This window comes from Bacteroides sp. (genome assembly GCF_029057325.1).
In the GTDB taxonomy this organism is placed as follows: Bacteria; Bacteroidota; Bacteroidia; order Bacteroidales; family Bacteroidaceae; genus Bacteroides.
Map to the genome: position 1 here is coordinate 1 of NZ_JAICZW010000007.1, position 9390 is coordinate 9390.

11 protein-coding genes are annotated in these 9390 nt (G+C 48.2%); 1 reads left to right on the forward strand and 10 read right to left on the reverse strand.

Features of this window, described 5'->3' with window-relative positions; all coding sequences use genetic code 11:
- Positions 1 to 109: 109 nt before the first annotated feature.
- Together K2G43_RS00225 and K2G43_RS00230 are read right to left on the reverse strand one after the other, a co-directional pair.
- On the reverse strand, positions 110 to 1141 hold the full coding sequence (locus K2G43_RS00225) for a hypothetical protein (RefSeq protein WP_300152560.1): 1032 nt from the start codon (positions 1139 to 1141) through the stop codon (positions 110 to 112).
- Positions 1132 to 1575, reverse strand: coding sequence for a hypothetical protein (locus tag K2G43_RS00230; RefSeq protein ID WP_300152562.1), 444 nt, complete (start codon positions 1573 to 1575; stop codon positions 1132 to 1134). Before K2G43_RS00230 ends, K2G43_RS00225 begins: the two co-directional genes overlap by 10 nt.
- A gap of 19 nt (positions 1576 to 1594) precedes the next feature.
- Here K2G43_RS00230 and K2G43_RS00235 point away from each other — a divergent pair, with 19 nt between their 5' ends.
- Entirely contained in the window at positions 1595 to 1891 is a 297-nt protein-coding gene (locus tag K2G43_RS00235) for a hypothetical protein (RefSeq protein ID WP_297644023.1), read from the forward strand.
- 113 nt (positions 1892 to 2004) lie between these two features.
- On the opposite strand, the gene K2G43_RS00240 is transcribed toward K2G43_RS00235, so the two are convergent.
- The 8 genes from K2G43_RS00240 to atpD all read right to left on the reverse strand — a co-directional run bounded on the left by K2G43_RS00240 (position 2005) and on the right by atpD (position 9104).
- Positions 2005 to 2892 carry a F0F1 ATP synthase subunit gamma gene (locus K2G43_RS00240; RefSeq protein WP_297644024.1) on the reverse strand — a complete coding sequence of 296 codons (888 nt, stop codon included), beginning with the start codon at positions 2890 to 2892 and terminating at the stop codon, positions 2005 to 2007.
- Positions 2893 to 2923: 31 nt separating this feature from the next.
- Entirely contained in the window at positions 2924 to 4510 is a 1587-nt protein-coding gene (atpA, locus tag K2G43_RS00245) for a F0F1 ATP synthase subunit alpha (RefSeq protein WP_300152572.1), read from the reverse strand.
- Between the two features lie 28 nt (positions 4511 to 4538).
- Positions 4539 to 5105 (reverse strand): F0F1 ATP synthase subunit delta, encoded by a 567-nt coding sequence (locus K2G43_RS00250; RefSeq protein ID WP_300152565.1) that lies wholly within the window; start codon positions 5103 to 5105, stop codon positions 4539 to 4541.
- A 12-nt stretch (positions 5106 to 5117) separates the two neighbouring features.
- The gene (gene atpF, locus K2G43_RS00255; RefSeq protein WP_300152567.1) at positions 5118 to 5624 is read right to left on the reverse strand and encodes a F0F1 ATP synthase subunit B; all 507 of its coding nucleotides are present in this window, start codon (positions 5622 to 5624) and stop codon (positions 5118 to 5120) included.
- A 206-nt stretch (positions 5625 to 5830) separates the two neighbouring features.
- Positions 5831 to 6088, reverse strand: a complete 258-nt coding sequence (gene atpE, locus K2G43_RS00260; RefSeq protein WP_297644027.1) for an ATP synthase F0 subunit C — start codon at positions 6086 to 6088, stop codon at positions 5831 to 5833.
- A 25-nt stretch (positions 6089 to 6113) separates the two neighbouring features.
- Complete coding sequence (atpB, locus tag K2G43_RS00265; protein WP_297644028.1) at positions 6114 to 7280, reverse strand: F0F1 ATP synthase subunit A; 1167 nt, start codon at positions 7278 to 7280, stop codon at positions 6114 to 6116.
- Positions 7281 to 7313: 33 nt separating this feature from the next.
- Positions 7314 to 7562 (reverse strand): F0F1 ATP synthase subunit epsilon, encoded by a 249-nt coding sequence (locus K2G43_RS00270; RefSeq protein ID WP_300152570.1) that lies wholly within the window; start codon positions 7560 to 7562, stop codon positions 7314 to 7316.
- Positions 7563 to 7583: 21 nt separating this feature from the next.
- A complete protein-coding gene (atpD, locus tag K2G43_RS00275; RefSeq protein WP_297644030.1) occupies positions 7584 to 9104 on the reverse strand; it encodes a F0F1 ATP synthase subunit beta in 1521 nt (506 codons plus the stop codon).
- Positions 9105 to 9390: the final 286 nt, after the last annotated feature.

Here is a 9390-nt window from a genome sequence, read left to right on the forward strand (position 1 = left end):
GAATATAGAGAAGTGGGTAGTGGAGGAATAGCGGCAAAAACGTGAGTTCGAAAAATTGTCATTCCCTAACTCCCAAAGAACCGTGAAAAGCTTGAAAAGAGCAGTTCTTTCAATACTTCACCACCCTAAACTCACAATTTGACGAACCAATATTTCCTATACCGTCTGTCCCCTCTATGACTCCTACAAATCCCGTATTAACATCCGAACAGAAGAAATCGACTTCCGCTTTTCCCTGTTCGTCAGTGATGATATCCGGTTTCCACAACAGGACATTACGGGCATCCGGTATCGGACTTTGCATATCCAGTTCATCGGGCTGGTAGAACTCACGCTTGCCGTAATAGCCTTTGATACGGAACAGGTTGTTCATGCGGAGGAGTTCTTCTTCGGTATAAAAGATGCCTTGATAAATAATGGTTTGTTGGTCTTCAACTACAAAATACCCATCGCTTCCGATATATTTAAATTTGGCAATCACATAACTTTTTCCTCGAATGGGCGGTACCCGTCCTTTAGCAGGACATTTTCCCAATGGATTATGATGTGCAGTGTAATCAGTTCTATAGTTTATCAAATGTTTACAGGTAGTACACACATAAGGAGCATTTACATCCATCTGCATCAAACTATCCAACCGCCCCATCATCTTATCCCGGAACACCCTTCCTTTCGTCCCTGTCACCATCACTTCCGATAACAAAATACTGCTGTCTTGGCTCACTACAAAGTCATCCATCGCCCATTCATCGGAATATAGCCGGGAAATATCCTGATAAGCCCCGAAAGAGTTACAGCAACGGCGCAAACTATCCGCCTGTACAAAATCACCGTCAAAGAACACTTCCGGTTTATATTCGTCCTTGTCCAACATCGGTTTCACATACACATAGCCGCCTCTCAACGCCTCCATCAATTCTGTCGGTATAGTGAAACGACCTGAAGAGTCCGTCATAAGAAAACGGCTGTCGGCATTCGGACCGGAGACTTGAAGCAACTGGCTGTTGTTTCCCACCTCTTTTTGCTTCTTTCTCTTGCCTACGACTTGCCTGCCTTGTATTTCATCGGATAAGAAAGGCAAGGAAACAGAAGGACTGTCCTTGTCCCATACATACCTGCGCCAACCTTGCGTCAGAAGCAACAAGTCGAGCGCTTGAAGACGGTCTTTGTTCTTTTCATCGAAATAATAGGCAGGATTATGGATCGATGTTCTTCACTACACGTATCTTCTTGGGATATAGAGGTCTGAGCGTATCGTTCAAAAAGGAGTACATTGGTATAGGCATGGATGCGGTAATCTCCCGGATTCAGTTTCTTGTCAATGTAGATATGTCCGTCGGCAATGCCGGCTTGTATCGGATATTTCTCTTGCCAGACGATGCTATCTTGCTTGTTCAGCATCTCCACGAACAAGGTCCGACTCTCATTGGAGAGAGTAAGCGTACTGTCATTCAGCACATACGCCTTGAACCAAAGGTCTTCACCTGTCTCGTAGATGCCTTTGTCGGTTTGCAGATAGAGCATCTCGGCATGACAATCTGCATCCGATACGTCCGTCTTTTCAACCGCAGACAAATTTATCGTCTGTGAATGGATGAAAAAAGGAGATGCCAACCATAATAATACAATAAATACCTTCATTTTGATAAGACCAACTCTCATTTTGATACAGCCTTTTGTTTTGAAAACGGTGGCAAGTTATCAAAAACATGGCATTCTACAAAAAATAAGCAGAGAAAAGGCTCTCCCACTCACCACCCGTAAGGATTTTTCCCACCCTGATAATCCGCCTCACCTTTTCCGGGAAGCATCAAAATCCCGCACAGAACACCTTCTGAGAGGGGGTATATTCAGCATCGTACTGAAGGGTATTCACAACCATACTGAATGAGGTTCAGTACCGTACTGAATGCGCTTCAATACGATACTGAATCGGGAACGGTTACGCAGGATGCCCGGAGAGGTTTGAGTCGGTAAGGATTCTTCAGCAATCGGCAGAAGTTCTCACTTCAAGCTGCCCCCGATAATATCGAGCAACTCGTTTGTAATGGCTTGCTGGCGGCTCTTGTTATACTGCTTCGTCAGGTCCTGAATCAGCTCGTTGGCATTGTCCGTTGCCGTCTGCATGGCGAGCATGCGGGCGGCGTGTTCCGAAGCATTGGAATCCAACAGAACGGTATATATCTTCTGACTCAGCACTTTGGGAAGAAGCTCCGCTATAAGCTCTGCAATGGAAGGCTCCACAATGTAGTCGGTATTGAATTTATGAGCCTTGTCCGGTGCCTCTTCCGTAGCTTCGGACATTTGCCTTAAATCGACCGGAAGAAAACTCTCACGAAGCAACACCTGCGACCCCATCGACTTAAAATGATGATAAACAAGTTCCACATGGTCGATGTCCTTCTTCACGAACTCCTGCATCAGCATGTTTGCCAGCTTATACGCCTCCGTATATGAAGGCTTTTCCGCCATGGCCTGGAAACTGCCTTGCGGTTCATACCCCATCTTCCTGACAGTCTCTTCTATCTTTTTTCCCACGGGATATAGCAAGATATTCTCCTTTCCCAACGATTGGTACTCTTTCAATGTTTGTTCCAGCATCTTCGTGACATTGGAATTGAAAGCGCCACACAACGAACCGTTAGACGAAAACGCCACAACCGCTACCCTCTTCACGGTCCGCTGCTCCGTGTAAGGAGATTTAAACGAGACATTTGTCCGCAAAAAATCGGTCAGTATCTCATTCAGCTTCCGTTGATAAGGCAGCATGTTCTCAATCCGCCCCTGCGCTTTGTGCAATTTGGCAGATGCCACCATCTTCATCGCCGACGTTATCTGGCGTGTACTCTTGACGGAGCTGATTCTATTTTTTACCTCTTTCAGTGAAGCCATATCTGTTTACGATTTACATAAATCTGAAATCTCAAATCATATATTGTTTCGCCACCATCTCCGCCACCTCTTCGATTTTATGGCAAACCTCCTCATCGATGACTCCGGTTTTCAGTACATCGAGCACTTCCGCACGATACTTTCTTTCAAGAGAATCGAGAAGATTGCGTTCAAATTCGCTGACCTTATCCAATGGCACGTTCTTCAGCAGACCGTGGGTACCGCAATACAAAATGGCTATCTGCTTCTCCACAGGCATCGGAGTATATTGGGGCTGCACCAGCAAACGGGTGTTCTTCTGTCCCTTGTCGATGGTCAATGCCGTCACGGGGTCCATATCGCCGCTGAATTTGGTGAAAGCCTCCAACTCGCGATATTGCGCCTGGTCAATCTTCAATGTACCGGCCACCTTCTTCATCGCCTTGATTTGCGCATTACCGCCCACACGGCTCACGGAGATGCCGACATCGATAGCCGGACGGTTGCCCTGATTGAAAAGATTCGTATCAAGGAATATCTGCCCGTCGGTAATGGAAATCACGTTGGTGGGGATATAGGCGGAAACGTCTCCTGCCTGTGTCTCGATGATGGGCAATGCGGTCAGCGAACCGCCGCCTTTGACCTTTCCTTTCAGGCTGTCGGGCAGGTCGTTCATCTCGCGTGCCACCTCTTCCTGGCTGATAATCTTCGCCGCACGCTCCAACAAGCGGGAGTGCAGATAGAAGATATCGCCCGGGTAGGCCTCACGTCCTGACGGACGACGCAGAATCAGCGAGACTTCCCGATAAGCGACCGCCTGCTTGGACAAGTCATCATAGACCACCAACGCATGGCGCCCCGTATCACGAAAATACTCACCGATGGCAGCGCCCGCAAAAGGAGCGTAATACTGCAAAGCGGCAGGGTCGCCCGCCGTGGCAGCCACCACAATGGTGTAACCCATGGCACCGTGCTGACGCAGCGTATTGACGATAGAGGCAACCGTGGAACCTTTCTGACCGATAGCGACATAAATGCAATAAACGGGATCGCCCGCTTCAAAATTGGCACGCTGGTTGATTATGGTGTCAATGGCAATGGCCGTCTTACCGGTCTGACGGTCACCGATAATCAGCTCACGCTGCCCGCGGCCGATGGGTATCATGGCATCCACCGCCTTCAAGCCTGTCTGCAACGGTTGGTTCACCGGCTGACGGAAAATGACTCCCGGAGCCTTACGCTCCAATGGCATTTCACACAGTTCGCCACCAATCAGTCCCTTACCGTCGAGCGGTGCGCCCAACGGGTCTATCACACGCCCAAGCATACTCTCGCCCACCATGATGGAAGCGATATGTTTGGTGCGTTTCACGGTGAAGCCCTCTTTGATTTGGTCCGTAGGTCCCAAAAGCACGGCACCCACATTGTCTTCCTCCAGGTTCATCACAATGGCTTTTATCCCATTGTCGAACTCCAGCAACTCGTTCGCCTCCGCATTGCGCAGCCCGTAGATACGCGCCACACCGTCACTGACTTGCAGCACCGTACCAATCTCGTCTAATTGTACACGGGTGTCAATGCCTTCCAACTGCTTGCGGAGAATATCGGAGACTTCGCTTACTTTTATATTTCCGGACAACATACTTTTTAGTGTTTAGTGATTAGTGTTATACGATTCTTCTATTCTTATCAATGAACTGCCTTTTCACCTTCTTGAGCTGCATAGCGATGCTGGCATCCAGACGGAAGTCATTGATGTCGAAGATGAAGCCGCCCTCGATGGAGGGATCCACCTCGGTTTGCAGTTCCATGCTGGCATGTAATAGAGCGGAGGCACTGTCATGAATGCGTCCGCACACCTCCTGACTGACAGGAACGGCCGTAATCAGTTTTCCTACGCCTATATGCTTGTCCTTACGGTACAAGTCCAGAAAGCTCAGGCAAATATACTGAAGAAAACTTTCACGCCGATTCTTCAGCACCAAACCAATGAAACGCGTAAATTCACGTCCGGCAGGAGCCTCGCCGACGGCGGCTGTACAGATGAGGGTAAATTTCTCATGCGCCGTCAGTATAGGATTCTCCAGGGCCATGCGCAAATCCGGATGCCTTCTGAAGCTACGGTCAAGCATACGAAACTCTTTGTACAAAGCATCCTCAGCCTCTGCACCTATGCTTTTGGCATATTCCAGCAATGCTTTCGCATAACGCATCGAAACGATTCCTATATCCATTTCTACGAATAATTAATTATTTCTACTTGCGGCCAGCACTTCATCCAGCATCCGGTCAATCATTTCCATCTGTTCCTGTTCCGTATCCAGATTCTTGCGGATAATCTTCTCGGCTATATCTACAGACAGAACAGCTACCTGACGGCGGATGTCGCGGATGGCCTCTTCCTTCTCTTGCCGGATTTGCTCCTTCGCTTCGTCCAGTTCTTTCTGCGCGGCAGCTTCCGCCTGTTTACGAGCTTCGGCGATTATCCTGTCACGCTCGTGCATTGCTTCTTGCAGGATGCGTCCTTGCTCCTTGTTGGCGGCAGCCACCAGCGCTTCGCTCTCCTCCTTCAGCTTGGCGAGGCGTTCGCTTGCTTCGCGTGCCACTTCCAAAGAGTGGTCGATGTACGCTTTCCTCTCCTCCACCATCTTGGTGATGACCGGGAAACCATACTTCGCCAGCAACGCAAACACGATACCGAATGAAAGAAGCATCCAGAACAGCAGACCACTATCGGGTAATAACAATGACATAACTCTATTTATTTAAGTCCCGCATATCTCCGATATGCCGTCAGGACACAAGTTAACAAGGCTACAAGGAGAAACGATTCAGATTTCTACCGAAATCCCGCTTGCAAAACAAGCAGGCAGAGGGGCCTTGTACACTTGTTTACCAGTTCACTGAAAGCAAGTTCAAAAACTTGCGAAACTTGAGTATTTACAATTTACGATTCGGTTTATAAGAAGAAAACTAACAGACAGATAACTATCGCCAACAAAGCGACACCTTCAATCAGGGCGGCGGCAATAATCATGTTCATACGAATGTTTCCGGTAGCTTCCGGCTGGCGTGCAATGGCTTCCATTGCCGCGCTACCGATTTTACCAATACCTATAGCTGCACCGATAACAGCCAAACCGGCACCAATAGTTGCACCAACTTTACTAATTCCCACACCTGCAACAGCAGCTTGCAATAATACAGATAGTAACATAACTTTTCGTTTTTAAATGATTTGTTTATTTTTTATTTTCCAATTGAGCAATTCTTATATTCGCTTCCTTCCCTTCGCTTTCTTCGTGGCCGTTCTCCTGAGCCAATCCGATGAATACTGCAGACAGCATGGTGAATACATACGCCTGAATGAAAGCGACAAGCAGTTCCAACGCATTCATAAAGATATTGAAAAGCACAGAAGCAAATGTCAGCGAACCGTTCAAGGCCGGTCCCATGCTTGCCGTGATGAAGATGAGGCACGTCAGTACCAGCATCGCCATGTGTCCCGCCAACATATTGGCGAAAAGACGAATCATCAAAGCAAACGGTTTGGTGAAAATTCCCAACAACTCGATCATGGGCATCATAGGTACAGGCACCTTCAGCCACCATGGAACATCGGGCCAAAAGATATCTTTCCAATAGGCTTTTGTTCCGAAAACATTGACCGCAATGAAAGTGCAAAGTGCCAGAAACATCGTAATGGCAATGTTGCCGGTCACGTTGGCGCCACCCGGGAAGAACGGAACAAGCCCCATCAAATTGTTGATGAAAATAAAGAAGAAGGCGGTCAGTAGATAAGGGGCGAACTTACGATAGTTGGGGCCGATACAACTCTTAATCACATCGTCGTTCACCATCATAACGAACATCTCCATCAAACCTACAAAACCACCCGGAACCGTTGTATGCTGCGGATGCTTGCGATACCAGCGTGCCACTCCCAAAATAAGGACCAACAGCAACACACTATTCATCAATAGCGCCAACGTCACCTTGGTAATGGATATATCGAACGGGCGCACCTCATTTCCGGCCGCATCATGCTCCACCAGTTTACCTTCGTATCGGCTTCCTTCCGAAGCAATGGAGAATCCCTCATAGCTTCCTCCATTTTCTTCCAGACGGGAAGAGAGAAATGCATGCCAACCGGTAGCACTGCTATACAAAATAACAGGCAACGGAATGATGAGGTGGGTATCTCCCCACGATGTAATGTGCCATTCGTACGAATCGCCGATATGTCCGAAAACGATCTCCTTCACATTCACCGTCTCCTGCTCCTCCTTGGCAGAAGCTGTTTGGAGCTCTATGGAGGCGCTGTCGGCGGTTGCCTGAAAATCGGCGGCAGATGCGGTCAGTACCCCTGTCAGCAGCAATCCCGTCACTATGTTACGCAATTTTCTCATTATCATTTTTTCTCTTTCCGATTCATTTCATAACTAACTTTCCACACAAACGGAAACTTTTCCGTCGCTCATCTCTACAAAGCCGCTCTGAATATCCAGCTTTCGCAGCTCGCCTGCCGTCGCGTATGCTATCGTCCCGGCAACCAATGAAGAGACTATCGGCGCATGATGCGGCAATATGGTGAAAGCCCCCATCGCACCGGGCAACGTTATGCTCTCCACCTCACCGCTAAAAATTTCTCCTTCCGGTGACAAGATGCTCAAGTACAATCCGTTCTTCATTTTTTTTACTCTTTTGATAACCTACTTTTTAGCTTGTTCCAGCAGCTTCTCTCCCTTGGCAATGGCTTCTTCAATGGTTCCCACATTGAGAAAAGCCGGTTCGGGCAGATAGTCCACCTCACCGTCAAGAATCATCTTGAAGCCTTTGATGGTATCTTCTATGGAAACCATTGTTCCGGGAACACCCGTGAACTGTTCGGCAACAGCGAACGGCTGCGACAAGAAACGCTGCACACGGCGTGCACGGTTCACCAAAGTACGGTCGGCCTCCGACAATTCTTCCATACCGAGAATGGAAATAATATCCTGCAATTCCTTATTACGCTGAAGAATCTGCTTCACGCGCTGTGCCACCTCATAATGCTCACGGCCTACAATGTTAGGGTCAAGAATGCGCGAAGTGGACTCCAACGGGTCAACGGCAGGATAAATGCCCAATTCCGTAATTTTACGGCTCAACACCGTAGTAGCGTCCAGATGCGTAAAGGTAGTGGCAGGTGCAGGGTCTGTCAAGTCGTCGGCAGGCACATACACCGCCTGTACGGAGGTGATGGAGCCGTTCCGGGTGGAAGTGATGCGTTCCTGCATGGCACCCATTTCTGTTGCAAGCGTCGGCTGGTAACCCACGGCCGAAGGCATACGTCCCAGCAATGCCGAAACCTCCGACCCTGCCTGCGTAAAACGGAAGATATTGTCAATGAAGAAGAGGATATCGCGTGGACCATCCTTCTCCGCGCCCATATCACGGAATGACTCAGCCACCGTCAGGCCGGACAACGCTACAGACTGACGTGCTCCAGGAGGTTCGTTCATCTGACCGAATATCAGAGAAACCTGCGACTTTGCCACTTCATCATAATCTATTTTGGACAAATCCCAGTGGCCTTCCTCCATACTTTTCTTGAATTCCTCGCCATAACGGATGACTCCGGACTCAATCATTTCCCGCAGCAGGTCGTTACCCTCACGGGTACGTTCACCCACTCCGGCAAATACAGAGAAGCCATGTTGCTTCTTGGCAATGTTATTGATAAGTTCTTGGATAAGCACCGTCTTTCCTACGCCGGCACCACCGAACAACCCAATCTTACCTCCTTTGCTGTATGGTTCCAACAGGTCAATCACCTTGATACCCGTGAAAAGTACCTCTTGCACAGTGGTCAGTTCTTCGAACTTGGGCGGTTCGCGGTGGATGGGATAGGCATCCGTATGGTCCAATTCCCTCATACCGTCAATGGAATCTCCCACCACATTCATCAAACGTCCCTTAATCTGTTCACCGATAGGCATCGAGATAGGACCGCCCAGAGCATGTACCTTCATCCCCCTTCGCAAGCCGTCCGTACTGTCCATTGCCACGGTACGCACCGTGGTTTCACCAATATGCTGCTGCACCTCCACAATCAGTCTTTTCCCGTTCGTTCTTTTAATCTCCAACGCATCGTGAATGCGCGGCAGCATTAATTCCGCGTCTGTTCCTTCAAAATAAACGTCAACCACAGGTCCGATTACCTGTGAAATATGTCCGATAATCTGTGACATAAGCAATCTTTTTACTCTGTTTTTCTTTATTGTTTTTCTATTTCAGATCACAATCTAATACCCTGTATTCATCATTTAAGATGATGTAAAGAAACAAATAATAAGCTGTATTTGTTCTCCGCAATAATATTTTTTAAACGAAAATGCACTTTTGAACGCTTTATGCTACAATCAGAACAATGCTTCAAGACAGTGATGAAACAAGACTTATAATCGAGTAGGAGGAACGGGATTAATTCCCGTTCCGACCTCTCACACCACCGTACGTGCCGTTCGGCATACGGCG

Excerpts from the sequence above, each read along its gene's own strand:
- K2G43_RS00240 (WP_297644024.1), bottom strand. The coding sequence starts at position 2,892 with ATGGCTTCACTGAAAGAGGTAAAAAATAGAATCAGCTCCGTCAAGAGT.
- atpD (WP_297644030.1), bottom strand. The coding sequence starts at position 9,104 with ATGTCACAGATTATCGGACATATTTCACAGGTAATCGGACCTGTGGTT.
- K2G43_RS00235 (WP_297644023.1), top strand. The coding sequence starts at position 1,595 with ATGAAAAAAGGAGATGCCAACCATAATAATACAATAAATACCTTCATT.
- K2G43_RS00270 (WP_300152570.1), bottom strand. The coding sequence starts at position 7,562 with ATGAAGAACGGATTGTACTTGAGCATCTTGTCACCGGAAGGAGAAATT.
- atpB (WP_297644028.1), bottom strand. The coding sequence starts at position 7,280 with ATGAGAAAATTGCGTAACATAGTGACGGGATTGCTGCTGACAGGGGTA.
- atpE (WP_297644027.1), bottom strand. The coding sequence starts at position 6,088 with ATGTTACTATCTGTATTATTGCAAGCTGCTGTTGCAGGTGTGGGAATT.
- atpF (WP_300152567.1), bottom strand. The coding sequence starts at position 5,624 with ATGTCATTGTTATTACCCGATAGTGGTCTGCTGTTCTGGATGCTTCTT.
- K2G43_RS00250 (WP_300152565.1), bottom strand. The coding sequence starts at position 5,105 with ATGGATATAGGAATCGTTTCGATGCGTTATGCGAAAGCATTGCTGGAA.